Source organism: Rhodanobacter lindaniclasticus (genome assembly GCF_004799035.1).
Classification (GTDB): Bacteria; Pseudomonadota; Gammaproteobacteria; order Xanthomonadales; family Rhodanobacteraceae; genus Rhodanobacter; species Rhodanobacter lindaniclasticus.
Genome location: NZ_MWIO01000007.1, coordinates 1 through 24622, shown reverse-complemented (window position 1 = coordinate 24622; position 24622 = coordinate 1). Strand labels below are relative to the sequence as shown.

The window sequence follows — 24622 nt, the reverse complement described above, 5'->3', positions numbered from 1 at the left end:
CCCATTGCCAGCCGTGGAACACGGCTCTCCAGACAGGCCTTGATGAGCACTGAACCCGTCGTCGAGCAGTCCGATCCGGGCGCGACCATGCCCGACGCATTTGCCGCGGTACCGCAACAACAGGAAATGCCGCTGGCCATCGTGCGCGGCGAACCGATGCTGCAGATGCCGCAGGACCTGTACATCCCGCCGGATGCGCTCGAGGTCATCCTGGAGTCGTTCGAAGGTCCGCTGGACCTGTTGCTGTACCTGATCCGCCGGCAGAACCTGGACATTCTGGACATCCCGGTAGCCGAGATCACCCGGCAGTACATGGCCTACATCGAGCTGATGCGGGACGTGATGCGGCTGGAGCTGGCCGCCGAGTACCTGTTGATGGCGGCGATCCTGGGCGAGATCAAATCGCGCCTGCTGCTGCCGCGCCCACCACAGGAGGAAGGGCTGGAGGACGACCCGCGCGCCGAACTGGTACGCCGGTTGCAGGAGTACGAACGCTTCAAGCGGGCCGCCGAGGACATCGAGGCCCTGCCGCGCATGGAGCGCGACAGCGTGGTGGTGCATGCCGACACCGGCGAGCGCAACGTGATCCGGCTGCCTCCCCCGCTGGAACTGACCGAGCTGTTGTTGGCGCTCAAGGACGTGATGCACCGCGCCGAACTGTTCGGGCATCACGCGATCAAGCGCGAGGCGCTCAGCGTGCGCCAGCGCATGGGCGAGCTGCTGAGCCGGCTGGAGGACGACACCTTCCACCGGTTCGAGGATCTGTTCGACCTGGCTGAAGGCCGCCCGGGCATCGTGGTGACCTTCCTGGCGATGCTGGAGCTGGCCAAGGAAATGCTGATCGAGATCGTGCAGGAAGTGCCGCTGGCGCCGATCTACGTCAAGGCCAAGGCCAGCCACGAGGAGCCCGCCGAACTGCCGGCGGAAGACACACAAACGGGCGAATCGGCGCTGGCCGGACCGTCCGGCGACTGATCCACCCATCGACCACGCCGACCCGGCACCGACTCGAACCCATGCAGATTGACCAACTCAAATCCATCATCGAGGCCGCCTTGCTGGCGTCGACCCAACCGATGACCCTGCACCAGCTCGGCGACCTGTTCAACGAGGACGAGGACGTCGGCTCGCAGCAAATCGCCCAGGCGCTGGAATCCCTGGCGGACGACTGCGCAGGGCGCGGCATCGAACTGAAGGAGGTCGCCTCCGGCTTCCGCTACCAGGTACGCCAGGAGGTGCACCCGTGGATCTCGCGGATGTGGACCGAGCGGCCCAGCCGCTACTCGCGCGCCCTGCTGGAAACGCTGGCGCTGATCGCCTACCGGCAGCCGATCACCCGCCCCGAGATCGAGCAGATCCGCGGCGTGGTGGTGTCATCCAACATCATCAAGACGATGGAGGAGCGCGAGTGGATTCGCGTGGTCGGCCATCGCGACGTGCCCGGCAAGCCGGCGCTGTTCGGCACCACGCGCGCCTTCCTCGACTACTTCAACCTGAAATCGCTCGACCAGTTGCCGCCGCTGTCGGAGATCCGCGACATGGAGGATCCGCAGATGCGCTTCGAGCCCGAGCCGCTGCCGGCGCGCATCGCCCGCGACCTGCCCATCGACCCGGACGCCGAGGCGGATGACCTGGTTGCGGAAGCGACCGATCCGGACGAGACCGACTCCCCGCGCGAACCGTTGCCCGACGCCGAGTCGGACTCCGGATCACCGGACGACGCCCATCACCCCACCCTCGCCGCCGACGCCCAGGCGTCCAGCGGCCCATCCGGGTCCGACGAAGCCGCCGACCATCCCGGTTCGCCTTCGGCCAGCCCGACGACCACGGCCGTCGAAACCGACGCCGACGATCAAGATACCAAGGAGCAAAGCGCATGACTGCGCCGCAAAAATCCGTTCTTACCCTGAAGCGCGATACGCGCCCCGCCGACGGCCCCGCCCTGGAGGAGCGCCTGCACAAGGTGCTCGCCAACGCCGGCCTCGGTTCGCGCCGCATGCTGGAGCAGCGCATCCAGGCCGGCGAGATCGAACTCAACGGCAGCCCCGCCGAGATCGGCATGAGCGTCAAGGCCGGTGACCGCGTGGTCATGGACGGCAAGCAGTTCGTGGTGGCCACCGACAACCGCAACGACGCCGAGGTGCTGATCTACCACAAGCCCGAAGGTGTACTGACCACCCGCGAGGACCCCGAAGGCCGGCCCACCGTGTTCGAGCAGTTGCCCCAGCTCAAGGGCGCCCGATGGGTTGCCGTGGGCCGGCTGGACATCAACACCACCGGCCTGCTGCTGCTGACCACCGACGGTGAACTGGCCAACGGCCTGATGCATCCCAAGAGCGGCATGGAGCGCGAATACCTCTGCCGTGTGCATGGCGAGGTGCCGGACGAGGTCATCGAACGCCTGAAGGCCGGCGTGGAGCTGGAAGACGGCCCTGCCCGCTTCGACGAGATCGCCGTGATCAGCCGCGGTGGCAGCCACAGCTGGTTCCGCGTGGTGATCCGCGAAGGCCGCAACCGCGAAGTGCGCCGGTTGTGGGATTCGCAGGGCTTCCTGGTCAGCCGGCTCAAGCGCATCCGCTACGGCCGCATCGAGTTGCCGCGCAACCTGCGCCGCGGCGAATGCGAGGCACTCGACGCCGAGAGCGTCAAGCAGCTGCGCCAGACCAGCGGGCTCGGCCTCGCCCAGCCGGTGCTGACGCTGAGTCCGATCCTGCACCAGCGCCGCGCCACGCGCGGCGTCACCGAATACCGTCCGGAGCGCGGCACCGGCAGCGCCTGGACCAGCGGCCAGGACGAAGCGCGCGAGTTGCGCGCCTACGACCGCATCCGCGAAGAGCCCGTGCGCGGCCGCAAGTCCGCGCCGCGCAACGGCCGCGAGGTCAACGGCAACGTGGCGACCCCGGAGCGCACACCGGGGAATGCGAAGCGGCGCGGCAAGGGTCGCCGCGTGGCACCGGGCCAGGAGCTGCCTTCGGTGCGCACCTGGTTTGCCGGCGAATCCCGCGATGGCAGCCCCCGTCCCAGCGGTCGGCGCGGCCTGGCCGGCGCGACCACCGGCAATCGCGGTGCGGCCGGCGGCCGGTCGCGCGGCGCGCCCGCAGCCGGCAACCCGTACGCCGGCGCCAGCGGCAACAACGGCAACCGTGCTCCCGCCAACCGTCCCGGCCACGCCGGCCGTGGCCAGGGCGGCAACCGCGCCCCAGGCAGCCCGCGGCCCAAGGGCCACGGCGGCGGACGTCCGCCGGGCCGCGGCGGCAACCGCTCCGGCAATCGCTGAGGCCGTCGATGATCCGCATCTACCACAACAACCGCTGCTCCAAGTCGCGCGCCACGCTGGCCCTGCTGCAGGGCCGTGCCGACGACGTGGAAGTGATCAACTACCTCGACACGCCGCCCACCGCGAAGGAACTGAGCGGCCTGCTCAAGCAACTGGGCATGACCGCACGGCAACTGCTGCGCACCGGCGAAGCGGAATACGCCGAGCTCGGCCTGGATTCGCCCTCGCTCGATGACCAGGCACTGATCGCCGCCATGGTGGCGCATCCACGGCTGATCGAGCGGCCGATCGTGGTCGCCAACGGCAAGGCCGTGATCGGCCGGCCGCCGGAAGCGGTGCTGGCCATCTTGTAGGAGCCCGCTCGCGGGCGATGCCCCTGGATGGGATTGAGGATTCGGGATTCGCAAGAGCGCAGGAGCATCGCCCGCGAGCGGGCTCCTACACGCGTCCGGTGACGGTCAGCGCTCGTCAATCCGCGTCAAGCGTGAATGAGTCCGCATCCATCCATGCCGGGAAGCGTTCGCGATGCGCCAGCAGCGGGGCCGGGTCGAGAGTGACGGTGACCACCTGTTCCTGCGCGCCCAGTTCCACCATCGCCTCGCCCACCGGATCGATCACCGCGCTGTCGCCGGCATAGGCAATCTCGTTGCCGTCCACGCCGACCCGGTTCACGCCGACCACGCAGGCAAGGTTCTCGATCGCCCGCGCGCGCAGCAAGGTGCGCCACGGGTGGCGCCGCGCGGCCGGCCAGTTCGCCACGAACACGGCCAGGTCGTAATCCATGCCGCCGCTGGCCGAGGCGAGCCGGCGATTGCGCAGCCACACCGGGAAACGCAGGTCGTAGCAGACCTGCGGCAGGATGCGCCAACCCTTGAGCCCCACGATCGGCCGCCGGCTGCCGCTGCCGTAGCGGGTGTGCTCGCCGGCCATGCGGAACAGGTGGCGCTTGTCGTACTGCTCGAAGCTGCCATCCGGGCGCATCCACAACAGGCGGTTGTAGACCACCTCGTCCTCGCGGATGGCCAGACTGCCGCAGACCACCGCCCCCACCTCGGCAGCCAGCGCGCGCAGCCAGGGCAGGCTCTCGCCCTCCATCGTGTCGGCACTGGCGCGGGTGTCGTTGCTGAAGCCGGACAGAAAGGTCTCCGGCAGCACCACCAGGTCACTGCCGCGCGCACGACGCACCAGCTCGCCGTAGTAATCGCGGTTGGCCGGCGCGTCGTGCCAGCGCGTGGCGCCCTGCACCAGCGACACGGTCAGCGGCAGCATGGTCACAGCCGGCACAGCCGCTCGGCGGCCGCCTCCATGGTGGCGTCGCTCTTGGCGAAGCACAGGCGCAACAGGCGGGTGCCCGGCGGGCGTTCGCAGAACGGCGTCAGCGGAATCGTCGCCACCCCGCCCTGCTCCACCAGCCATCGACTGAAGGCGAGATCGTCCTCGTCGCGGATCGCCGAGTAATCGACCAGCTGGAAATAGCCGCCCGGCACGTCGAGCAACTTGAAACGCGAGGGCGCCAGCAGCGCGCGGAAGCGATCGCGCTTGGCCCGGTAGAACGCCGGCAACTCCAGGTAGTGCTGCGGCGTGCTGGCCATGAATTCGGCGAAGGCCACCTGCGCCGGATGGAACGTGCAGAAGGTCAGGTACTGGTGCACCTTGCGGAACTCGGCCGACAACGCGGCCGGCGCCACCGCGTAACCGACCTTCCAGCCGGTGCAGTGGTAGGTCTTGCCGAACGAGGAAACCACGATGCTGCGCTCGGCCAGCTCCGGGTGGCGCAGCACGCTCTCGTGGGCACCATCGTAGACGATGTGCTCGTACACCTCATCGGACAGCACCACGATGCCGGTGTCGCGCACGATTGCCGCCAGCTCGTCCAGGTCGGCCGCCGAGAGCACCGCACCGGACGGATTGTGCGGGGTGTTGATGAGGATCATGCGCGTCTTCGGCGTCACCGCGTCGCGCACGCGCTGCCAGTCGATCGCGAACGCCGGCACGGTCAGCGGAATGTGCACCGCGCGCGCACCCTGCAGTTCGATCGCCGGCTCGTAGCAGTCGTAGGCCGGGTCGAACACGATCACCTCTTCGCCCGCGCGCACCGTCGCGGCGATCGCCGCGAAGATCGCCTCGGTGGCACCGGAGGTGACCGTGATGTCGGTATCGACGTCGAGCTTGCGCCCGTACAGGCGCTCGGTCTTCAGCGCGATCTGCTCGCGCAGGCCGGCGGTGCCGTGCATCGGGGCGTACTGGTTCTTGCCTGCGTTCATCGCCCGCGTCAATGCATCGCGCAGTTCCGGCGGCGGTTCGAAATCGGGGAATCCCTGGCCGAGGTTGACCGCCTGGTGCTGCACCGCCAACTGGCTCATCACGCTGAAAATCGTCGTACCGACCTTGGGCAGCTTGGTTTCAATCATCGTCATCTGGCCGTTTGGATGTCCATAAAAGAATCAGCGTAGCGCATTGGACGGGCCGCCTGCATCAGGCAGGCGGCAGCGCGTCCAGCGTGCGTGCGCGGCACTGCTGATGTTTCAGCAACGTGGTTTCCGGCAGGCGTTCGGCCAGGAAATCGACCAGCGCGCGCACGCCCGGCAGCATGCCGCGCCGGCTGGGGTAGACGAAATGCATGATGCCCTCGGGCATGGTCCAGTCCGGCAACACCACTTCCAGTTCGCCGGCGGCAATCGCCGGCGCGCACGTGAACTCCGGCAGCAGGGCCACGCCCAGGCCGCGGCGGGCAGCCTCCAGCAGCACGGCGAAATCGCCGGTGATCAGGCGCGCCTGCACCTCCACGTTGACCTGCTCGCCGCTGGCGTCGATCAGTTCCCACACCTGCGCTCCCTCATGCTCGCGCATCGACAGCGCAGGCAACCTGGCCAGTTCCGCCGGCGTGGTCGGGCGCCCGGTGATCTTCAGCAGCGCAGGGCTGGCTACCAGGGTGGTGCTGGAATGGCCGAAACTGCGCATCACCAGGTTGGCGTCGGTGTCCAGCTTGCTGCGCACGCGGATGGCCAGGTCGAAACCCTCGCCGATCACGTCGATGCGGCGATCGTTCGCCAGCAGGCGCACCTGCATCTTCGGGTACATCGCCAGGAAATCCGGCAGCAGGTACGCCAGCACGGTCTGCGCCAGCGAGACCGGGCAGCTCAGGCGCACGACGCCGCGCGGCTCGGCGCGCAACTCGTCCACCGCGTCCTGCGCCGCCTGGGCCTCTTCCAGCACCGCACGGCAATGCGTGTAGAAGCGCTCGCCGACCTCGGTAACCACGAACCGGCGGGTGGTTCGTTGCAGCAGGCGCACGCCCAGGCGCTCCTCCAGCTGGGCCACCCGCTTGCTCAGGCGCGACTTGGGTACGCCCAGCGCGCGGCCGGCGGCGGAGAAGCCGCCGTGCTCGACTACCGCCGCAAAGAAGTACAGGTCGTTCAGATCCTGCAAGGCACCGCTCAATTGCGTCATCTTCGTATCCATGTGCGAACCACGGCCATCGTGCCAGCGTAGCACCGCGGTTCGACTGCGCCTGCCGCCGCTGGAAATTGCCGGCCGGCATTGACACACTGGCGCACCCGACTGCCGGAATCCCCGCATGACTCCGTTCCCGCGCATGCTCCTGTTCGCCGTGTTGCTGGCGAGCGCCCCGCTGGGCCACGCCGCCGACCTGCTGGTCAGCAACGTCAACGGCTACACGCTGGACAGCCAGGGCAAGTTGCAGCAGTTCCAGGCGCTGCTGGTCGATGACGGCAAGGTGGTGGCCACCGGCAGCACGGCCGAACTGCAGCCACGCGCCGATGGCGCCCGCGTGATCGACGGCCACGGCCAGACCCTGCTGCCCGGTCTGATCGACGCCCACGGCCACGTGCTGGAACTGGGCTACGCGCGCAACAGCGTGGACCTCAGCGAGATCCGCTCGCTGGACGAAGCGCTGGCCAAGGTGAAGGCATACGCCCAGGCGCATCCGCAGGCGAAATGGATCCGCGGCGGCGGCTGGAACCAGGTGATCTGGAAACTCGGTCGCTTCCCCACCGCCGCCGAGCTCGATACCGCGGTCGCCGACCGGCCGGTGTGGCTGAGTCGCGTCGACGGCCACGCCGCCTGGGCCAACAGCGCGGCGATCAAGCTCGCCGGCGTGACCCGAGCCACGGCCGACCCGCACGGCGGGCGCATCGAGCGCGACGCGCAGGGCAACCCGGCCGGCGTGTTCGTCGACGGCGCCACCGAGCTGGTCGACGCCCACGTGCCGGCGCTGACCGCGGCGGAAAAAGCCGCTGCGCTGGACACCGCGCTGGCCGAGATGGCCCGCGTCGGCCTCACCGGCGTCAGCGATGCCGGCATCGACCTGGACAACTACCGGCTGTACCGGCAGTACGCCGATGCGCACAAGTTGACCGCGCGCATCTACGCGATGATCCGCGACACCGGCGAGTCCTTCGACGTCATCAGCAAGGACGGCCCGCTGATCGGCTACGGCGACGACTTCCTCACCGTGCGCGCGGTCAAGCTGTTCGCCGACGGCGCGCTGGGCAGCCGCGGCGCCGCAATGCTCAAGCCCTACTCCGACGATCCGCACAACAGCGGCCTGCTGTTCATGTCGCCGGCCACCATGACAGCCAAGATCGACAAGGCGTTCGCCAAGGGTTATCAGGTCGGCATCCACGCGATCGGCGATCGCGCCAACCGCGAAGTGCTGGACAGCTTCGCCGCGGCCTACCGCAGCCATCCCGACGCCAAGGCCTTGCGCAACCGCGTCGAGCACGCGCAGATCGTCTCGCTGCAAGACATCCCGCGCTTCTTGCCGCTGCAACTGATTGCCTCGATGCAGCCCACCCACGCCACCTCCGACATGAACATGGCGGAGGACCGCATCGGCCACGCGCGGATCGCCGGCGCCTATGCCTGGCAGCGCTTCCTGAAACAGGGCACGGTGATCGCCGCCGGCTCGGACTTTCCGGTGGAATCGCCCAACCCGTTCTACGGCCTGTACTCGGCCGTCACCCGCGAAGACCACCAGGGACAACCGCCCGGCGGCTGGTATCCGCAGCAGGACTTGAGCCTGACCCAGGCCCTGCGCGCCTTCACCCTCGATGCGGCGTATGCCGAACATGCCGAGCAGCGCCTCGGCACGCTGGAACCCGGCAAATGGGCCGACTTCATCCTGGTCGACCACGACATCTTCAAGGATCCGGCCAGCAAGCTCTGGAACACCAAGGTGCTGCAGACCTGGGTCGGCGGCAAACAGGTGTACGCGGCCAAGGATTGAACGGTACCCCACGCGACACGCAAGAGGCCGGCCGAGAAGCCGGCCTCTTGTTTTCTGGCGCTCCGACGAGGCGCGCCCTTCGACGCCGTGGCTGCGCCGCTACGCCAAGGGTGGACGGAATCGAACCGGGAATGGGGATTGGACGCCAATCCGCAAAGCGTCCTGCTGCCTTTCCTGTGCCCGATTCCCCACCCCCCGGCTCCCTAGCCCATCAGTCATGCCCCTGACCCCGCTCGCGCCCCTTGACGGTTCAAAAGTCGGTGTTATAGTTCACTACAACACCACTCACCCAGAGCACCAAAGGAGGTTCGACATGAAAGCGTACAAACTGATCGCCGGCGCCGCGGCCATCCTGCTCACCTTCGCGAGCCTGCGCGCCGTGCTGTACAACGTCGACGCCTGGCAGCCGGTCGGCACCAGCCATGCCAGCGAGCCGGCCCACGTCACCAACCTGGCCCCCGTCACCGTGCGCCCGAACGCCGCCGAACGGCGTGCCGCGGCACTGATCGACGACGGCAGCGCCGCCAACCTGGCCGCCGTGCCTGCCGACGCGCAGCTGCGTCTGGGCGAGGCGATCGAGCCGCTGGGCCTGCTCGGGTCGCAGTGGGTCATGCCCTACTATTCGTTTGGCAAGAAGTTCGGCCGCATCACGAAGGAATAACCATGACCATCGCCTGGAACGACAGCGTCCCGATCTATCGCCAACTGCACCAGCGTGTGGTGGCGATGATCCTGGACGGCGCCTTGAACGAAGGCGACCCGCTGCCGTCGGTACGCCAGGTAGCGGCGGATTATCAGATCAACCCGCTGACCGTATCGAAGGCGTACCAGGAACTGGTCGACGAACAACTCGTGGAGAAAAGGAGGGGTCTGGGCATGTTTGTCATCGAAGGGGCGCGCGATGCGCTGCTCAAATCCGAACGCGAGCGCTTCCTGCGCGAGGAATGGCCGGCGCTGCATGCCCGCCTCCAGCGCCTCGGACTGGATCTCAAGACCCTGATGCGGGAAGCCGACAGCCACCAGGAGCCATCAGCATGAGCGCGGTAATCACGGCCAGCGGCCTCGGCAAGCGTTACAAGTCGGCGGTCGCGCTGGACAACGTCAGTTTCCAGGTCGAACCGGGGCGCATCGTCGGCCTGATCGGCCCCAACGGTGCCGGCAAGACCACCGCCCTGAAGGCCATCCTGGGCCTGACCGACTTCACCGGCGAGCTGAACGTGCTGGGTTTCGACCCGCGCAAGCAGCGCGACCGGCTGATGGGCGAGGTGTGCTTCATCGCCGACGTGGCGGTGCTGCCGCGCTGGATCCGCGTGCGTGAAGTGGTCGACTTCGTCGCCCACGTGCACCCGCGCTTCGACCGCACCAAGTGCGAGGCCTTTCTTGCCCGCACCAAGCTGCAGCCCGAACAGCGCGTGCGGCAGATGTCCAAGGGCATGATCGTGCAGCTGCACCTGGCGCTGGTGATGGCCATCGACGCCAAGCTGCTGATCCTGGACGAGCCGACCCTGGGCCTGGACATCCTCTACCGCAAGCAGTTCTACCAGAACCTGCTGGAGGACTACTTCGACGAGAACAAGACCATCATCGTCACCACCCACCAGGTGGAGGAAGTCGAGCACATCCTCACCGACCTGATGTTCATCCGCGACGGCAGGATCGTGCTCGACGCGGACATGGACGCCGTGGGCGAGCGCTACATCGAGGTGATGGTCAACGCCGACCGCGCCGACGCGGCCCGTGCGCTGAAGCCGCTGGACGAACGCCAGGTCTTCGGCAAGAGCATCTTTCTGTTCGACGGTGTCGGACGCGCGCAACTGGAGGCGCTGGGCGAAACCCGCCGGCCATCCATCAGCGACCTGTTCGTCGCCACCATGAAGGGAACCTACGCATGAACACCTTCCTTTGGTTGGTCAAACGCGAATTCTGGGAGCACCGCGGCGGCTTCCTGCGCGCGCCGGTGATCACGGCCGCGATTTTCCTGGTGCTGAACCTGATGGGCATCGTGACCGGCGAGGTGATGGGCCGGCAGATGGGCTTCCACCTGGGCATCGGCAGCAACAACCTGCACCTGCTCACCCAGGAACTGGACAAGCAGTCGATGGAGGCGGTCGGCGCCGGGCTGGACCTGGTGATGTACTCCTCCACCATGATCATCGGCATCGTGCTCGGCTTCGTGGTGTTCTTCTACTGCCTCGGCGCACTCTACGACGATCGCCGCGACCGCAGCATCCTGTTCTGGAAATCCCTGCCGGTGTCGGACACCGCGACCGTGCTGTCCAAGGTCGTCTCGGCCACGGTGGTCGCGCCGTTGATCGCGGTGGTCGTGGGCGCCCTCACCGGCCTCGTGATGCTGCTGATGTTCGCCATCACCCTGTCCCTGCATGGCGTCAGCGTGTGGCACCTGCTGGGCCTGTCGCACCCGCTGCAGGTGATGGCCAACCTGGTCGGCTCGATCCCGCTCTATGTGCTGTGGGCGCTGCCGACGGTGGGCTGGCTGATGCTCTGCTCGGCCTGGGCACGCAGCAAGCCCTTCCTGTGGGCGGTGGCCTTGCCGGTGGGCGTGGGCATCGTGATCGGCTGGTTCAACCTGCTGGGCACGCTGAATATCTCCAACGACTGGTACTGGCGTGGCGTGGTGGCCCGCATCCTGGGTAGCGTGTTCCCGGGCGGCTGGTTCAGCGAGGTCAGCGGCATCGGCGGCGACAGCCCGGCGGCCGTGCTCTCCAGCCTGAGCGTGATGCACAGCTACAGCGCGTTGGGCTCGATGGACCTCTGGATCGGCGTCGCTGCAGCCATCGCCATGCTGGCCGGCGCGATCTGGTTCCGCCGCTGGCGCGACGACAGCTGAGTTGCGTTCCGACACCCGACTTGGAGAAGCACCCATGAAATCCCTCACGCTCAACGCCATCGCCCTGGCCCTGCTGTTGCCACTGGCGGCCTGCGGCCAGTCGGGTCACACCGACTCCCAGCCGGCCTCCTCGGCAACCACCGCACAAACTGCCGGTGACAAGGCGCCCACCTCGTGGGTGGCCCGCCGCGTCGACAACGCCATGCAGAAGGCCCGGCAGGAGCTGGCGACCGGGAACATCGACGTGGACACCGTCCATGTCGGCAACTCCCTGCGGCTGGGCCGCGCGACCTCCAAAGCCCAGATCACGCCGCAGGGCGATCTGTTGATCGACGGCAAGAAGGTCACGGCCACACCGGAGCAGCAGGCTCTGCTGTTGGATTACCGCCATCGCGTCATCGCCATCGCCGAGGCCGGCATGGAAATAGGCACGCAAGGCGCCGACCTGGGCATGCATGCCGCCAGCGCAGCGCTGAGCGGCGCGTTCAGTGGCAAGAGCGACGCGGAAATCGAGGCGGCCATCAAGCCGCAGACCGACCGCATCCAGGCCGCTGCCCTCGAACTGTGCAAACGCCTGCCCGACCTGCGCGCTGCCCAGCAGCAGCTGGCAACCGCGATGCCCGCGTTCAAGCCTTACGCGACGATGACGCAGGAAGACGTGCAGGACTGCGACAAGAACATTGCCAACTCGGGCCACAAGAAAGGCGTGACCGTGCTGTCGTTCTGAGCCGTGGTTCGGGATCGCAAGAGCAAAGGCATCGCCCGCGAGCGGGCTCCTACGGAATGACGGAGGCTGCAGGAGCCCGCTCGCGGGCGATGCCTTTGCGAATACCGAATCTCGGGTTGTCTATTTTTCGTGGATGCCGCCACGCGTCAGCGCCATCGGATCAAGCAGCTTCTTCAGCTCCTCCTTCGACAGGCCGGTGGTTTCCAGCGCCACGTCCATGATCGGTCGGTGCTGCTTGTACGCCTGCTTGGCGGTGGCCGCGCCCTTCTCGTAGCCGATCACCGGGTTCAACGCGGTGACCAGGATCGGGTTCATCGCCAGCGCCTGGTTCACCCGCGCCTTGTTGACCTTGAACCCGGCAATGGACTTGTCCGCCAGCAGCACGCTGACATTGGCCAGGATGCCGATCGACTGCAGCAGGTTGTGCGCGATCAGCGGCAGCATCACGTTGAGCTGGAAGTTGCCCGACTGGCCGGCGATGGTGATCGAGGCATCGTTGCCGATCACCTGCGCGGCCACCATCGCCACCGCCTCGGGGATCACCGGATTGACCTTGCCCGGCATGATCGACGACCCCGGCTGCAGCGCCGGCAGCTCGATCTCGCCCAGGCCGGCCAGCGGGCCTGAGTTCATCCAGCGCAGGTCGTTGGCGATCTTCATCAGCGCCACCGCCAGCGCCTTCAGTGCGCCGGACAGCTCCACCGCCGCATCCTGCGCGGCCATGCCCTCGAAATAGTTCTCCGCCGACTCGAACTTCACGCCGGTCAGCTTCTTCAGCTGCGCGGCCATCGCCGGGCCGAACTTCGGATCGGCGTTGATGCCGGTGCCCACCGCCGTGCCGCCCTGCGGCAGCCGGCGCATGCGCTTCAGCGCATCCTCGATCCGCTCGATCGCCGCGCCGATCTGCGCCGCCCAGCCCGACAGTTCCTGCCCGAAGGTGATCGGCATCGCGTCCATCAGGTGGGTGCGGCCGGTCTTGGGCGTGTTCCTCAGTTCGCGGGCGCGCTTGTCGATCGCCTTCTTCAGGTGCTTCAGCGCCGGCAGCAGTTGCTCGCTGGTGGTCAACGTGGCGCTGACGTGGATGGTGGTGGGGATCACGTCGTTCGAGCTCTGCCCGTAATTGACGTGGTCGTTCGGATGCACCTTCGCGCCCGCGGCCACCGCCAGGTGCGCGATCACCTCGTTCGCATTCATGTTGGTGCTGGTGCCCGAGCCGGTCTGGAAGATGTCGATCGGGAACTGCGCGTCGTACTGGCCGTCCGCCACCGCCAGCGCCGCCTTGCGGATCGCCGCGGCCTGGTTCTTCTTCAGGTGCCCCAGCGCCAGGTTCACGTCGGCCGCGGCGGCCTTGATCAACCCCAGCGCACGGATGAACGGGCGCGGCAGGTGCAGGCCGGAAATCGGGAAGTTGTCGATCGCGCGCTGGGTCTGCGCGCCATACAGCGCGTCAGCCGGGACTTGCAGCTCGCCCATGCTGTCGTGTTCGATGCGGAAACTGCTCATTGGGGAAATCCTTCGGGGTGGGACCATGGCATTGCCTGGACCGTTCGGCGCCACGCTCAGGGTGCACGGGAGACGGTCACGTCCGCCCACTATAGGCCGCCGGGCACGGACTCGCCGGCAATGTAAAATGGCAGTTTCCCCTCGCCGGAACGCCCCGATGCCCAACCACGCCCTCACTGCCCTGTCGCCGCTGGACGGCCGCTACGCCGGCAAGGTCGAAGCGCTGCGTCCGATCTTCAGCGAGTTCGGGCTGATGCATCGGCGCGTGCAGGTGGAGATCGAATGGCTGCTGGCGCTGGCCGCCGAGCCGAAGATCGTCGAACTGCCCGCCTTCGACGCGGGCCAGGTCGCCACCCTGAAGGCCATCGCGGAAAACTTCAGCGAGGCGGACGGCGAGCGGATCAAGGCGATCGAGGCCACCACCAACCACGACGTCAAGGCGGTCGAGTACTTCATCAAGGAAAAGATCGGCGCCGACGCCGGGCTGGCGCAGGCGAAGGAGTTCGTGCACTTCGCCTGCACCAGCGAGGACATCAACAACCTCTCCTACGCGCTGATGCTGCGCGACGCGCGCCGCGGCGTGCTGCTGCCGCAGCTCGACGCGGTGATCGACACGCTGCGCCACATGGCGCATGACAACGCCGGCTTGCCGCTGCTCTCGCGCACGCACGGCCAGACCGCCTCGCCCAGCACGCTGGGCAAGGAGCTCGCCAACGTGGTGGCGCGCCTGGAGCGGCAGCGCCGGCAACTGGTGGCGGTGGAGATCTCCGGCAAGATCAACGGCGCGGTCGGCAACTACAACGCCCACGTCGTCACCTACCCGGAACTGGACTGGCGCGCGTTCTCGCAGCGCTTCGTGGCCAGCCTCGGCCTCGACTACAACGCCTACACCACCCAGATCGAGCCGCACGACAACGTCGCCGAATACTGCGACGCGGTACGCCGCGCCAACACCATCCTGGTCGACCTGGCCCGCGACATCTGGGGCTACATCTCGCTCGGCTATTTCAAGCAGACGCTGAAGGCCGGCGAAGTCGGTTCCTCGACCATGCCGCACAAGGTCAACCCGATCGACTTCGAGAATGCCGAAGGCAACTTCGGCCTCGCCAACGCGCTGCTCGGCCACTTCGCCGAGAAGCTGCCGATCAGCCGCTGGCAGCGCGATCTCACCGACTCCACCGTGCTGCGCGCACTCGGCACCGCCTTCGGCCACACGCTGGTGGCGCTGGAATCGCTGAAGAAAGGCCTGGGCAAACTCAACGTCAACGCCGAGCGCATCACCGCCGACCTCGACGCCAGCTGGGAGGTGCTCGCCGAAGCCGTGCAGACCGTGATGCGCCGCTACGGCCTGCCGCAACCCTACGAACAGCTCAAGGCACTGACCCGCGGCCACGGCATCACGCGCGAGTCGATGCGCGAGTTCATCGCCGGGCTCGAGCTGCCGACGGAAGCGAAGCAGCGCCTGCTGGAGCTGACGCCGGGCGGCTATACCGGGCTGGCCGAAGAGCTGGCCAGGGACGTCTGACTGCCTGTCGCGTAGCCCCGAGCGACCCGCACAATCCAACGCAAACCCTGTAGGAGCGCACCCTGTGCGCGATGCTCTTCGCTACGTAACGAAAGGCATCGCGCACAGGGTGCGCTCCTACAAAAAGGCGACGAGCATGGGCCCCGCGCCTTGCTCCCTCCCCTGCTTGCAGGGGAGGGCCGGGGTGGGGTCGCTCTTCGCCCAAACCACCGGCGGCGGGCACTGCCTGCCCTGCCACGGGAAGAATGGCTTACAGCGCCATCGGCTTGATGTACCCCGGCGACATGGCATGCTGATCGCGGATCGCCTGCATGTAGCGGTCACGCAGCATGGTCTGCCGGCTGACCATGGGAACCCTGCGGCCGGCGATGAACACCTGGTCGGCGAAGGTCGACAGCTCCAGCGGATCGCCGCTCCAGACCACCACGTCGGCCAGCTTGCCCTGCTCCAGCGTACCCACGTCCTGGTCCATGCCGTAGATCCGCGCCGGATTCAGCATCAGCGCCTTCAGCGCATCGAGCCACGGCAGGCCGTTGGCCACCGCGTTGCCGGCCGCCTGGGTGACGTTGCGCGCGTTGTGGGTGTCGCCGGTGGCGAAGGCGATCAGCACGCCGGCCTTCTGCAGGCGCGCGGCGTTCTCCAGCGTCGAGCCCAGCGTCTCGAAGTGCGCCGGCAGGTCTTCCAGCGGATTGAGCAGCACCGGCACATGGGCGGCGGCCAGTTCGTCGGCGACCATCCACGCCTCGGCGCCGCCGGAGACGACCAGCTTCAGTTTGAAGTCGCGGGCCAGCCGCAGTGCCGCCTCGATGTCGCTGGCACGTTCGACGTGGAGCACCAGCGGTTCCTCGCCCGCCAGCACCGGACCGAGCGCCTCCAGGTCCAGCCGCGTCAGCGCGTACTTGCGGCGCTGGTTGCTGGCGTAGGCGCTGGTGTTGTCGGCGTAGTCCTTCGCATCCTGCAGCGCCTCGCGCAGCGCCAGCATCGCCGCCGCACGCGAGCCGCCGGCCTGTTCGGCGCCGGTTTCGCCCAGCGCGGCAAACATCGCCGCCGCGTCGCGATGGATGAAGCCTTCGGTGGAACCCAGGTCGATGATGGCGCCGCGGCCGGCGATGATGTGCTTGTCGCCGTTGGTCGGCGAGACCATCGCGCGGGTCACGCCGGCGATGCGGTTGACCGGGATCAGCACCGAGCGCGGGTTGATCGCGTCGGCCACGTCGAACGCCGCACTGAAACGCGAGTCGCCGGCCGAGGCATCGCGGGTTTCCTTGACCGCGCCGACTTCGACGATGCCGAACTGGCTTTGCGGATCGAAGATGCCGGGCGTGACGATCTTGCCGCTGGCGTCGATGCGCTCGGCATCGGCGGGAATGTCGACGTTGGCGCCGACCGCGGCAATCTTGCCGTCCTTGACCAGCACCGTGCCGTGCTCGATCTTGCCGGCGGCGCCCAGCGTGTACACGGTGCCGCCGGTGATGGCGTAGGTCTTGCCGTCCGCATGGACGGCGGAGCGAGCCGCCGCGTTGTCGGCATAGCCGTCCGAACGGTCGGCGGGGCTGCAGGCGACGCACAGCATCGCCAGGATCATGGTCAGGTATTTCATCGTGCGCCCTCCCCTGCGGCGTCGGCATGCGGGTCGATGAAGCTGCCCAGCATGAAATCGGAGGTCGATTGCCGCTGCGGATCGTCGCGTTCGTACACCACGGCGCCGTCGAGGAACACCTTCTCGGTGCGCGCGTAGACGCTGAACGGGTCGGCGCTCCAGATCACCACGTCGGCATCCTTGCCCGGTTCCAGCGAGCCGATGCGGTCGGCCAGGCCCAGCGCCTTGGCCGGGTTGAGCGTCATCCACATCACCGCGTGCTCCTTGCTGATGTCGAGCCCGGCGCGCCGCCCTGCCGCCAGCGCCTTGGCCACTTCCTGGTTGAGGCGCTGGATGCCGTTCTCGTCGTCCGAGTGGATCATCGCGCAGGCGCCGCCGGCATCGACCATCGCGATGTTGGCGCGGATGCCGTCCCACGCTTCCATCTTGAAGCCCCACCAGTCGGCCCACATCGCCGCGCAGGTGTCGGCCTTGGCCAGCAGGTGCGGAATCTTGTACGCCTCGACGGCGTGGTGGAACGCGGCGATCTTGAAATCGAACTCCTGCGCCACATCGAGCAAGGCGGCCATCTCGTCGGCGCGGTAGCAGTGCATCTGCACGCGGATCCTGCCGTCGAGCACCTCGGCCAGGGTTTCCTTGCCGAGGTCGCGCTTGGGCGGCGGGCCGGCATCGGCGGCACCCTTGGCCTTGACCTTGGCTTCCCACGCCTTCCACTCGCGGTCGTAGGCCTGCGCATCGGCGAAGGCCTGCCGGTAGCCGGCGACGTCGCCCATCAGCGTCGACGGAAACTGGTGGCGGCTGCCGTAGACCCGCATCGGGTTCTCGCCACAGGCCATCTTCAGGCCGTACGGCGCATCCGGAAATTTCATTCCCTGCACCGTGGTGGCCGGCACGTTCTTCAACACCACGCTGCGGCCGCCGATCAGGTTGCCGGAACCGGGCAGGATTTCCAGCGTGGTCACGCCACCGGCGCGCGCGGTGTTGAAGCCCGGGTCCTGCGGCCACACCGAATGCTCGGCCATCACCTGCGGCGTGGTCGGGTTGGTCATCTCGTTGCCGTTGGCGGTGGCCTCCACCGATGGCGACGGATAGACGCCCAGATGCGAATGCACGTCGATCAGCCCGGGCGTGACGAACTTGCCCTCGGCATCGATCACCACCGCACCGGCCGGCGCCTCGACCTGCTTGCCGATCGCCGCGACCTTGCCGTCACGCAGCAGCACCGACCCATCGTCGATGCGCTCGCCGGTACCCGTGTAGATCGTCGCGTGCTGGATCAGCGTGGTCTGCGAGGGCAGCGGCTGGTAGGTGGACGGAAAGGCGTTCGACGGGAATTCGGTGGGTTGCGGTGTCGCGGCCTGGGCGGCCACCCCGACGGATACCCCCAGCCATGCGGCAAGCATCGCCGCGCGCATACATGACGATTTCATCTTTGCTCCCGAGTCGGCCCCAAGCCACGCCAACCCTGGCGGCGATGTGCGGCGCGTCCGTTGTCGCCGTCCGCAAACCGTACATGGAAGCGGCGGCAAAGTCTCGCTTGCGGAGGCGCGGGGCGGTGTGCCAGCTACCGCGGCTGCGGAGAGTGCGCTCGTCGGCTGGGCCATCACGGGCGGGACCACGCTGGCGGTGGTCGTCCTCTTCGTTCTCGACCGCCCTGCGCCGTGGATGGAGCCCGCGGCTGAACCTGCCGTCTCCCCGGGTACACCCGGGGAGACGGTCCAGCATGGCGACGACCGGTCAGAAGCTGGCTGTCACGCGCGCGTACCAGAACGCCCCGTTGAAACCGAACGGCGAGGTGAGCGCGTATTTGACGCCAAGGAACTGCAGCGTGGCGTTCTGCTCCTTGCCGGGGTAGGTGTCGAAGACGTTGTTGCCGCCAATGGCCACCGACAAGGTGTCGTTGAACTTGTAGCTGGCCTCCAGATCGAGCAGCGTCTTGCCGCTGTAGTGATTCACGTCCTCCGGCGGGTTGTTGCTGCCGAACAGGCCGACCGTGGTGCTCCAGCTGCCGTAATGGTTGATCCGCGCGATGGCGTCGAATCGGTGCAGCGCGTAGTCGAAGCTGAGCACCGACCGGCTCCTGGGCACCTGGTGTTCGAGGTCGTACACGAAATCGTCGTTGAGCGTGTCCGGCTGCACCTTGACCACGTTCTGCTTGTTGCGGTTGTAGCGGAAGTCGATGTTGAGCCTGCCATTGCCCAGCTGATGCCGCGTATCGACCACGAAGTCGATGCCGCGGATGTCGGACCCGAACGCATTGCCGAAATAACTGGCGTCGCTGCCGAGCAGCAACTGCGCGTTCGGATAGCCGCCGGCGGCGAGCTGGTCCACGGTGGCCTGGGTCACGCTGTTGCTGACCAGGCCGATGCGGTCGTCGATCCTGATCCGGTAGTAGTCCAGGGTTGTCGTGACGTTGTCGAGTGGCGTCCACACGGCGCCGAGGGACAGGCTCCTGGAGGTTTCGGTCTTCAGCGGCTTGGAACCGAGCGCGCGCGCCACCGGGTTGTCGACCGGATAGGTGCCGGCGGGTATCAAGCCACCCTGGGCGTTCGCCGTGGTGGTGACATTCAGCGTGTTCGCCTGGCCCGGGGTCGGCGTGCGGAAGCCGGTGTTGTACGTACCGCGCAGCGCGAACGCGTCGGTGAACGCGTAACGGCTGGAAAGCTTGTACACGATCTTGGAGCCGTAGTTGTCCGCACGCTCGTAGCGCACGGCCGCCGCGCCGGACCACTGGTCGGTGAAGTTCGTCTCGGCGTCGACGTAGGCGGCCTCGCTGTTCTGCGTGAAGCGCCCGGCCGCGTTGGCCGGGAAGCCCTGGAAGGCATCCGAGCCCACCCCGAACACCGACGCGGTCGGCCCCACCTCGATCGAACCGGCGTCGCCCTGGTGGATGATGTAGGTCTCCTGGCGCCAATTCGCGCCGAAGGCGAGCGTGAGCGGCGAGTCGTCGAACGAACGGACGAAATCCGCACCGGCGCCCTGCTCGCGCTGGGTCAGCTTGCCGGGGTGGAAGTTGGTGGGCGACAGGCTGCCCAGGCTCGGGTTGATCGAACCCTTCAGCTGGTAGTCGACCTCGTTGCTGCCGGTGCGGTAGTGCAGGTCCCACTGCAGGTTGCTCTGCCCGCCGCCACGCACGCCGCCGACCAGCTGGTGATCGCTGATGTCCGCACCGAACAGCGGGCTGTAGCCGCCCGGGAACTGCGTGTAGATCGGGTTCAGCAGCACCCAGCCGCTGGGGCTTGCCGCGTTGGCCGTGAGGTAGTTCGCCGGGTCGCCACCACCGGCCACGATGCTGTCCACCAGCGACTGGGGCGCGTTCGCCGGGGTCAGGGTGCCATCGGCGTAGCTGACCAGGGTGGAGCGGCCGCCGATGCCGTACTGGGCCGGCAAGACCGGGTTGCGATAGAAGAAGCTGGACAGGACCTTCTTGTCCATGAAGCTGCCCGTGGCGTAGAGCTGCGCGTCGCCGGCCAGCGGCAGGCCGGCGTTGACGAACAGCTTGTTGGTCTTGGTCTGCGGGTCGCCCCAGCGCTGGCCGAAGCCGTCGTACGGCACCTGGTCCGCACCGACCGCGGCCGCGACGGCCGCCGCGTCCGCTTGCGGCATCCCGCGCGAGGTGGGGTCGGTGGTTTCGCGCTCGGCACTCACGTGCACGAAACCATCGGCGCCGAGCGGGAATCCCGCATCGGCGTCGTAGCGCCGCAGGTTGCCATCGCCCTTGCCGTACTGGCCCACCTGCGCGCTGACCGTCACGCCCGAGGAAGCCTTCTTGAGGATGACGTTGACCACGCCGGCGATCGCGTCCGATCCGTACAGCACCGAGGCGCCATCACGCAGCACTTCGACGCGCTCGATCGCGTTGGACGGGAACACCGAGAAATCGACCGCCTGCGCGCCCTGGTTGAAGGTACCCAGCGGATCGATCTGCAGGTTGACCAGCGCCGAACGGTGGAAGCGCACGCCGTCGACCAGCACCAGGGTCTGGTCGGGCGACAGGTTGCGCAGCGACACCGGCCGCACGAACGACGTGCCGTCGGCGATGGGAAAGCGCTGGGTAGTCAGCGACGGCACGATGTTGGTCAGCGCGTCGGTGAGGTCTGCCGACGACTGCTTCGCGATCTGGCTGCCGCTGAATGCATCGATCGGCGAAATGGATTCGGTCGGCGACAGGCCGGCCCGGTGCGTGCCGGTCACCACCACTTCCTGCAGGGTGGTGGTCGACTTGGCCTTCGCCGCCGGGTTGCTTCCCTGTGCCGCGGTCGCCTGGGCCTGTCCGCTGTCCGACGCACCCGCGTCCTGCGCCTGCACCGAGCACGCGACCAGCGCCGCGGCGGCAAGCGCCGCGCGAATGGCGCGCAAAAGAACCACGTTGATCCCTGCATGGTTATGCATGTTGACTCCCTCCGCATGGCCGCTGCACTCCCCCCTCAACGCAAGCTACTCCGACCCCTGGCGTCGAAAAAGGCCTCCATTGGTAGTACGTGCGCGGGATCACTTTCGTGGCGACAGCCTTGCCGATGGGTGCACTCGTCACGCGACTCGCCGGCGTCTATCCACCGGGGCAACAGAAATGCTTGGGCCGGCGGGAACGGCGCAGGGAAACAGCTCGAAACGAGGCCGGTTCGGGAAAGTGGACCTGGCCCCGTTTGTGTCGGTACGGCAAAACGCGGTAGAGCCCGGGCCGGCCACTCAGTCCAGCCGCGTGTACTGCAGGCTGACGGCCAGGGCCTCCTTGCCGTTGCGGGTCTCGTAGTACTCGTAGACGAAATGATCGTCGTCGGCGATGCGCATGACTTCGCGCACCGGCACCGGCGAGCCGTCGTTGCCGGCCATCTCGCCGGTGAACGTGTAGCTCCGGCTCGCCGCGTCGTAGCTGCCGCGGGCAAGGATCATCCCCGAGAAATTGGTATCCATCCAACTGCTGAAATACCTGCCGGTGGCACCGTCCCGGCCGATATATCCCAGGCCCTCGAACGGCTTGCTCGACGCGATGCGAAGCTGCTGCCGCAAGTCGCGATCGCCGAGCACCAGGGCATAGGTCGCGGTGCCGTGATCGACCACCGCAGGCGCCCCCGGCGTTGTCCACATCGACTGCTGCACGGTCCAGTGCCCTGCGAGCCGGGCGTACGGCGGCGCGGCCTGCGATGCGGCCGTCGCCGACCCGACAGCAAGCGACATGGCGAGGGCCGGCACCCAGCGCCGGAGTGATGCGAAAGGCTTGTTCATCGTGACGATCCTGATGGTTTCGAGAGGCGCCGAGGATGGACGGCCGGGCCGGCGCGCTCAATAACCTGTCAGGTCATGCGCGCATCAGGCCGATGCCGCCAGCCCGGCACAGACCGCGGCGGTGTGGTCGTCGGCGGGGAACGCGCATTCGATGCGCAGCTCGTCCAGCGTCACGTCGCGCGGCATCGAGAACGTCGTGATGGTCTCGAAGAAACGCAGCTCACCCAGCCGGCTGCGGAATACCAGCGTGAGCACCGGCGCCGGCATGTCCTGCAGATCGCGGAGACGCCAGTGCGCGGGCACGTCGCGATAAGCCAGCACGTCGGCCAGCAGATCCTGCAGCGTGCGATCGGTCGGCACGGCGGCGAGCTGCTCATGGACATGGCGAATGAACTTTTCCGCCACCTCCGGCCAGTTGACGATCACCGAGCGGAAATCGTCCGGATCGAACACCTGGTGCAGCAGGTTGGCATGCCGGCTCTCGCGGCCGTCCATCAGCAGCTGATTGACCCGCACCGCCGCAGCGTTGGCCATCAGCACGTTCCATTGCCGGTCGATGACGAAGGCGGGATAAGGCTCCTGGTGCGCGATGATCAGCTCGATCGCCTGCCGCATCCGCTCCAACGCCGGCGCCGCCAGCGCGTTCTCCTGATACTGCGGCGCGTAGCCACCGGCCAGCAGCAGCGCGTTGCGCTCGCGCAGCGGCATGGCGAACACATCCGCCAGCCGGCCGATCAACTCGCGGCTGGCGCGTGCTTTCCCTGTTTCGACGTAGCTCAGGTGCCGGGCAGAGATGCCCGCTTCCAGCGCCAGCTCGAGCTGGCTCATGCGTCGGGTGGTGCGCCACTCGCGCAGCAACGCGCCAATCGGCGGATGCGGCTGCGCGAAGCCTGCGTTCGTCGACACCATGTTTGCACCTGCTGCAGGAAAGTCCGCCGCATGTTAGCGGGCGTGAAACGGGGGGAGCATGGGCCGGAATGCAGGGCAAGGAACCCGGCGTGCGCAGGTGAGCGGCATCTGTACGGTAGAGCAGATCGCCGAATCGCCATTCGTCGTCGCCATCCTCATTGCGTGACTCGCCGGCGTCTGTCCACCGGGGCAACAGAAATGATTGGGCCGGAAACGAGGCCGGTTCGGGAAAGTGGACCTGACCCGTTTGTGACGCCGTCAACCCGTGGCCCCGAGCGGCGTTCTCCTTCCGGCATGCCGCCGTTCGTCCGGCACGACATGGCAGTACCCCACCGCCGGCCTCACACACTGAAGGACACCGTCATGAACCACGCTTCGATGATCCGCCTCGGTCTGCTCAGCCTGATCGCCTGCACCGCGTTCGCCAGCGCCAGCGCGATGGCCGCCGACACCACCGTCCCCGGTCACCCCCGCGTCAACGAGGTCAACCAGCGCATCGACAACCAGCAGGCGCGCATCGCGAAAGGCGTCGCCAACGGCACCATCACGCCGAAGCAGGCGGCCAATGACCAGCGCCGCGCCGCCAACATCGCCCAGCGCGAAAGCGCCGCCGAAGCGAAGCACAACGGCCACCTGACCAAGGGCGAAACCCGCCGCCTCAACCGCGCGGAAAACCGCAACAGCCGCGCCATCCACCGCCAGCGCCACTGATCGCCAGCAAAAAAAGAGGCCCCGCTTGCGGGGCCTCTTCCACTTCAGGAAATGACGAATCAGGCCGGCAGCGGCTCGCCCGGCGCCGGCTCACTGGCCGGTGCGGGATTGCGCGGACCGCGGGCGAAACGGGCGGCCAGCGCCTTGCGCGCCTCATCCAGCCCCTGCCCCTTGCCGGCCACCTTCAGCACCGCGTAACCCTCCAGCGCATTGGTCATCAGGTCACTGCCGACCGCCATCTCGGTGTCGACGCCGCGCTGATGCAGCTTGCCCAGCCGCACCAGACGCGGGCGCAACGCATCCAGCGTGGCGATGTCGCGCTGGTAACCCGCTAGGTCGAAATTGCCGGGCAGCACGCCGGGGTTGTCGGTGAACACGTGACCGGCCTGCCGGCAGAACGCCTCGGACTTGTCGCCCATCTTGGTCAGCCCGTGACGCTGGTCGGGCGTCAGCGCGATCAGCGAGGCAAAGCCCGTCTCCAGTGCAGCCAGGGCGTTGTCGATGGCCGCCAGCTCTTCGGCATTCAGGTCGATATCGATCAGGTTCTGAGGCATGTTCACTCCATTGATTGAGTTGCAGACAAGCCGGTCCGTTGGCCGGCGCCGCAGCGTAACGTGCCACCCGCCCGCTACCCACCCGTCAGCCGTAGGCTCAAAAGGCGATGCAGCGTAGGTGCACGACTCGCGCGACTGCGCGGGCAAGCCCTCGCCCGTGCCGGCGATCCCGCGCGAGCGCGGGGAAAAGCCCGGTTCCACCGGGAAAGAGCCGGGAGCCGACCCCGCAGAGCCAGGCGCGACCGAAAAAGAGTCGCGCGCCGAGGAAAAAGAGCCAGGCGTGGCTCTGTCGGGTGCCGCGTTCCGCTGGAAAAGAGTCGCGCTCCGGTGAAAAAGAGTCGGGTTCCGACGGGAAAGAGGGTTCTACCCCGATTCTGCGGACACTTTCACTAAGCCCCATACCTGTCGCTTGTCATCATCTGACGCTTCCGACGAATAATGAGCTGTGAGTCTCAGACGTCATTTAAGTTATTCAATAAGAAGTACACTTATGT

At 67.4% G+C, this 24622-nt stretch carries 22 protein-coding genes; 12 read left to right on the top strand and 10 right to left on the bottom strand.

The window, feature by feature from the left end:
* Positions 1 to 42: 42 nt before the first annotated feature.
* From B1991_RS02035 to arsC, 4 genes are read left to right on the top strand one after another with little or no spacing between them, the layout of a single operon-like run.
* Complete coding sequence (locus B1991_RS02035; protein ID WP_136257045.1) at positions 43 to 975, top strand: segregation and condensation protein A; 933 nt, start codon at positions 43 to 45, stop codon at positions 973 to 975.
* 41 nt (positions 976 to 1016) lie between these two features.
* On the top strand, positions 1017 to 1880 hold the full coding sequence (gene scpB, locus B1991_RS02030) for an SMC-Scp complex subunit ScpB (protein ID WP_136257044.1): 864 nt from the start codon (positions 1017 to 1019) through the stop codon (positions 1878 to 1880).
* A complete protein-coding gene (locus tag B1991_RS02025) occupies positions 1877 to 3277 on the top strand; it encodes a pseudouridine synthase (RefSeq protein WP_136257043.1) in 1401 nt (466 codons plus the stop codon). The genes scpB and B1991_RS02025 overlap by 4 nt, the downstream gene beginning before the upstream one ends.
* Positions 3278 to 3285: 8 nt before the next feature.
* Positions 3286 to 3630 carry an arsenate reductase (glutaredoxin) gene (arsC, locus tag B1991_RS02020; protein ID WP_136257042.1) on the top strand — a complete coding sequence of 115 codons (345 nt, stop codon included), beginning with the start codon at positions 3286 to 3288 and terminating at the stop codon, positions 3628 to 3630.
* Positions 3631 to 3745: 115 nt separating this feature from the next.
* Here the strand turns inward: arsC and B1991_RS02015 are convergent, their stop codons facing one another.
* The 3 genes from B1991_RS02015 to B1991_RS02005 all read right to left on the bottom strand — a co-directional run bounded on the left by B1991_RS02015 (position 3746) and on the right by B1991_RS02005 (position 6727).
* A complete protein-coding gene (locus B1991_RS02015) occupies positions 3746 to 4546 on the bottom strand; it encodes an amidohydrolase (RefSeq protein ID WP_136257041.1) in 801 nt (266 codons plus the stop codon).
* Between the two features lie 2 nt (positions 4547 to 4548).
* Positions 4549 to 5688 (bottom strand): pyridoxal phosphate-dependent aminotransferase, encoded by a 1140-nt coding sequence (locus tag B1991_RS02010; RefSeq protein ID WP_136257080.1) that lies wholly within the window; start codon positions 5686 to 5688, stop codon positions 4549 to 4551.
* A gap of 64 nt (positions 5689 to 5752) precedes the next feature.
* Positions 5753 to 6727, bottom strand: coding sequence for a LysR substrate-binding domain-containing protein (locus B1991_RS02005; protein WP_136257040.1), 975 nt, complete (start codon positions 6725 to 6727; stop codon positions 5753 to 5755).
* Positions 6728 to 6854: 127 nt separating this feature from the next.
* Between B1991_RS02005 and B1991_RS02000 the strand changes: the two genes are divergently transcribed.
* The 6 genes from B1991_RS02000 to B1991_RS01975 all read left to right on the top strand — a co-directional run bounded on the left by B1991_RS02000 (position 6855) and on the right by B1991_RS01975 (position 12100).
* Positions 6855 to 8525, top strand: a complete 1671-nt coding sequence (locus B1991_RS02000; protein WP_136257039.1) for an amidohydrolase — start codon at positions 6855 to 6857, stop codon at positions 8523 to 8525.
* Between the two features lie 313 nt (positions 8526 to 8838).
* Positions 8839 to 9186: a hypothetical protein gene (locus B1991_RS01995; protein WP_136257038.1), complete on the top strand. Its 348-nt coding sequence runs from the start codon at positions 8839 to 8841 to the stop codon at positions 9184 to 9186.
* A 2-nt stretch (positions 9187 to 9188) separates the two neighbouring features.
* A complete protein-coding gene (locus tag B1991_RS01990) occupies positions 9189 to 9563 on the top strand; it encodes a GntR family transcriptional regulator (protein ID WP_136257037.1) in 375 nt (124 codons plus the stop codon).
* Positions 9560 to 10417, top strand: a complete 858-nt coding sequence (locus tag B1991_RS01985; RefSeq protein WP_136257036.1) for an ABC transporter ATP-binding protein — start codon at positions 9560 to 9562, stop codon at positions 10415 to 10417. Before B1991_RS01990 ends, B1991_RS01985 begins: the two co-directional genes overlap by 4 nt.
* Positions 10414 to 11373, top strand: a complete 960-nt coding sequence (locus B1991_RS01980; protein ID WP_136257035.1) for an ABC-2 transporter permease — start codon at positions 10414 to 10416, stop codon at positions 11371 to 11373. The genes B1991_RS01985 and B1991_RS01980 overlap by 4 nt, the downstream gene beginning before the upstream one ends.
* 34 nt (positions 11374 to 11407) lie before the next feature.
* Complete coding sequence (locus B1991_RS01975; RefSeq protein ID WP_136257034.1) at positions 11408 to 12100, top strand: YggN family protein; 693 nt, start codon at positions 11408 to 11410, stop codon at positions 12098 to 12100.
* A 120-nt stretch (positions 12101 to 12220) separates the two neighbouring features.
* Here B1991_RS01975 and B1991_RS01970 read toward each other — a convergent pair whose 3' ends face one another.
* Complete coding sequence (locus B1991_RS01970) at positions 12221 to 13603, bottom strand: class II fumarate hydratase (protein WP_136257033.1); 1383 nt, start codon at positions 13601 to 13603, stop codon at positions 12221 to 12223.
* A gap of 157 nt (positions 13604 to 13760) precedes the next feature.
* Here B1991_RS01970 and purB point away from each other — a divergent pair, with 157 nt between their 5' ends.
* Positions 13761 to 15128 carry an adenylosuccinate lyase gene (gene purB, locus B1991_RS01965; RefSeq protein ID WP_136257032.1) on the top strand — a complete coding sequence of 456 codons (1368 nt, stop codon included), beginning with the start codon at positions 13761 to 13763 and terminating at the stop codon, positions 15126 to 15128.
* A gap of 250 nt (positions 15129 to 15378) precedes the next feature.
* On the opposite strand, the gene B1991_RS01960 is transcribed toward purB, so the two are convergent.
* The 5 genes from B1991_RS01960 to B1991_RS01940 all read right to left on the bottom strand — a co-directional run bounded on the left by B1991_RS01960 (position 15379) and on the right by B1991_RS01940 (position 22863).
* Positions 15379 to 16728 (bottom strand): amidohydrolase family protein, encoded by a 1350-nt coding sequence (locus B1991_RS01960; RefSeq protein WP_136257031.1) that lies wholly within the window; start codon positions 16726 to 16728, stop codon positions 15379 to 15381.
* Entirely contained in the window at positions 16725 to 18143 is a 1419-nt protein-coding gene (locus B1991_RS01955) for an amidohydrolase (protein ID WP_136257079.1), read from the bottom strand. Before B1991_RS01955 ends, B1991_RS01960 begins: the two co-directional genes overlap by 4 nt.
* Positions 18144 to 18465: 322 nt before the next feature.
* On the bottom strand, positions 18466 to 21120 hold the full coding sequence (locus tag B1991_RS01950; RefSeq protein ID WP_136257030.1) for a TonB-dependent receptor plug domain-containing protein: 2655 nt from the start codon (positions 21118 to 21120) through the stop codon (positions 18466 to 18468).
* Positions 21121 to 21417: 297 nt separating this feature from the next.
* The gene (locus B1991_RS01945; RefSeq protein ID WP_136257029.1) at positions 21418 to 21954 is read right to left on the bottom strand and encodes a DUF1579 family protein; all 537 of its coding nucleotides are present in this window, start codon (positions 21952 to 21954) and stop codon (positions 21418 to 21420) included.
* 84 nt (positions 21955 to 22038) lie between these two features.
* Positions 22039 to 22863, bottom strand: coding sequence for a helix-turn-helix domain-containing protein (locus B1991_RS01940; RefSeq protein ID WP_136257028.1), 825 nt, complete (start codon positions 22861 to 22863; stop codon positions 22039 to 22041).
* 363 nt (positions 22864 to 23226) lie between these two features.
* On the opposite strand from B1991_RS01940, the gene B1991_RS01935 reads away from it, so the two are divergent.
* On the top strand, positions 23227 to 23574 hold the full coding sequence (locus B1991_RS01935) for a hypothetical protein (protein ID WP_136257027.1): 348 nt from the start codon (positions 23227 to 23229) through the stop codon (positions 23572 to 23574).
* 59 nt (positions 23575 to 23633) lie between these two features.
* On the opposite strand, the gene B1991_RS01930 is transcribed toward B1991_RS01935, so the two are convergent.
* Entirely contained in the window at positions 23634 to 24128 is a 495-nt protein-coding gene (locus B1991_RS01930) for a hypothetical protein (protein WP_136257026.1), read from the bottom strand.
* Positions 24129 to 24622: the final 494 nt, after the last annotated feature.

What these genes read in the sequence shown, in the direction of transcription:
- B1991_RS02025 (WP_136257043.1), top strand. Translation starts at nt 1,877, where the DNA reads ATGACTGCGCCGCAAAAATCCGTTCTTACCCTGAAGCGCGATACGCGC.
- B1991_RS01950 (WP_136257030.1), bottom strand. Translation starts at nt 21,120, where the DNA reads ATGCATAACCATGCAGGGATCAACGTGGTTCTTTTGCGCGCCATTCGC.
- B1991_RS01945 (WP_136257029.1), bottom strand. Translation starts at nt 21,954, where the DNA reads ATGAACAAGCCTTTCGCATCACTCCGGCGCTGGGTGCCGGCCCTCGCC.
- B1991_RS01930 (WP_136257026.1), bottom strand. Translation starts at nt 24,128, where the DNA reads ATGCCTCAGAACCTGATCGATATCGACCTGAATGCCGAAGAGCTGGCG.
- B1991_RS02000 (WP_136257039.1), top strand. Translation starts at nt 6,855, where the DNA reads ATGACTCCGTTCCCGCGCATGCTCCTGTTCGCCGTGTTGCTGGCGAGC.
- B1991_RS01980 (WP_136257035.1), top strand. Translation starts at nt 10,414, where the DNA reads ATGAACACCTTCCTTTGGTTGGTCAAACGCGAATTCTGGGAGCACCGC.
- B1991_RS01990 (WP_136257037.1), top strand. Translation starts at nt 9,189, where the DNA reads ATGACCATCGCCTGGAACGACAGCGTCCCGATCTATCGCCAACTGCAC.
- B1991_RS01940 (WP_136257028.1), bottom strand. Translation starts at nt 22,863, where the DNA reads ATGGTGTCGACGAACGCAGGCTTCGCGCAGCCGCATCCGCCGATTGGC.
- arsC (WP_136257042.1), top strand. Translation starts at nt 3,286, where the DNA reads ATGATCCGCATCTACCACAACAACCGCTGCTCCAAGTCGCGCGCCACG.
- B1991_RS01970 (WP_136257033.1), bottom strand. Translation starts at nt 13,603, where the DNA reads ATGAGCAGTTTCCGCATCGAACACGACAGCATGGGCGAGCTGCAAGTC.
- B1991_RS01985 (WP_136257036.1), top strand. Translation starts at nt 9,560, where the DNA reads ATGAGCGCGGTAATCACGGCCAGCGGCCTCGGCAAGCGTTACAAGTCG.
- scpB (WP_136257044.1), top strand. Translation starts at nt 1,017, where the DNA reads ATGCAGATTGACCAACTCAAATCCATCATCGAGGCCGCCTTGCTGGCG.
- B1991_RS01960 (WP_136257031.1), bottom strand. Translation starts at nt 16,728, where the DNA reads ATGAAATACCTGACCATGATCCTGGCGATGCTGTGCGTCGCCTGCAGC.
- purB (WP_136257032.1), top strand. Translation starts at nt 13,761, where the DNA reads ATGCCCAACCACGCCCTCACTGCCCTGTCGCCGCTGGACGGCCGCTAC.
- B1991_RS02010 (WP_136257080.1), bottom strand. Translation starts at nt 5,688, where the DNA reads ATGATTGAAACCAAGCTGCCCAAGGTCGGTACGACGATTTTCAGCGTG.
- B1991_RS02035 (WP_136257045.1), top strand. Translation starts at nt 43, where the DNA reads ATGAGCACTGAACCCGTCGTCGAGCAGTCCGATCCGGGCGCGACCATG.
- B1991_RS01975 (WP_136257034.1), top strand. Translation starts at nt 11,408, where the DNA reads ATGAAATCCCTCACGCTCAACGCCATCGCCCTGGCCCTGCTGTTGCCA.
- B1991_RS01935 (WP_136257027.1), top strand. Translation starts at nt 23,227, where the DNA reads ATGAACCACGCTTCGATGATCCGCCTCGGTCTGCTCAGCCTGATCGCC.
- B1991_RS02005 (WP_136257040.1), bottom strand. Translation starts at nt 6,727, where the DNA reads ATGACGCAATTGAGCGGTGCCTTGCAGGATCTGAACGACCTGTACTTC.
- B1991_RS02015 (WP_136257041.1), bottom strand. Translation starts at nt 4,546, where the DNA reads ATGCTGCCGCTGACCGTGTCGCTGGTGCAGGGCGCCACGCGCTGGCAC.
- B1991_RS01955 (WP_136257079.1), bottom strand. Translation starts at nt 18,143, where the DNA reads ATGCGCGCGGCGATGCTTGCCGCATGGCTGGGGGTATCCGTCGGGGTG.
- B1991_RS01995 (WP_136257038.1), top strand. Translation starts at nt 8,839, where the DNA reads ATGAAAGCGTACAAACTGATCGCCGGCGCCGCGGCCATCCTGCTCACC.